The sequence below is a fragment of the Arthrobacter sp. 05L417 genome (assembly GCF_056397865.1).
In genome coordinates this window covers 1-612 of record NZ_JBFTOG010000109.1, presented here as the reverse complement: position 1 = coordinate 612, position 612 = coordinate 1, and the positions used below count along the sequence as shown (strand labels likewise).

Genomic DNA, 612 nt, shown 5'->3' with positions numbered 1-612 from the left:
CCCAACAGGTCGAATTCCTGGCGGGAGAACAGGCAGCTCATGATCTTGCCTTCGGCGGTGATCCGTGTGCGCCGGCAATCGGAGCAGAACGGTTCGGTGACGGAGGCGATGATGCCGACGGTGCCCAGGAGCGGACCGGTGGCGTGGGCGGATGCCGGGTCCCGTCGTCGTACTTCGAATCGTTCCGCCGGTGCCCCGTCGCGTTCGCGGGGGTCCGGGGCCAGTGTGAAGTCGCGGGAGAGTAGTTCGCGGATCTCGGCGGCGGTGATCATGTCCCGCCGGGTCCAACCGTGATCGGCGTCCAGCGGCATTTGCTCGATGAAGCGCAGTTCGTAGCCGTGCTCCACTGCCCAGGCCAGGAGCTCGGGGGACTCGGCGTCGTTGATTCCGCGCATGAGGACGGCGTTGATCTTGACCGGTCCCAKSCCYGCGGTCCGGGCGGCATCGACGCCGGCCAGGACCTTGTCGAGGAAGGGGCGGCGGGTGAGCTTGGTGAAGGTTTCTTCGTGCAGGGAGTCGAGGGAGACGTTGATGCGGGTGAGTCCGGCTTCCTTGAGCGCCGCCGCTTTTTTGTCGAGTCCGACGCCGTTGGTGGTCATGGAGATCGGCAGC

At 66.3% G+C, this 612-nt stretch carries 1 protein-coding gene; it reads right to left on the bottom strand.

Annotation, left to right across the window (positions count from 1 at the left end; genetic code table 11):
- Positions 1 to 612: GTP 3',8-cyclase MoaA (locus AC1DJW_RS26525; protein ID WP_476902962.1), on the bottom strand; the 612-nt coding region annotated here is incomplete at both ends.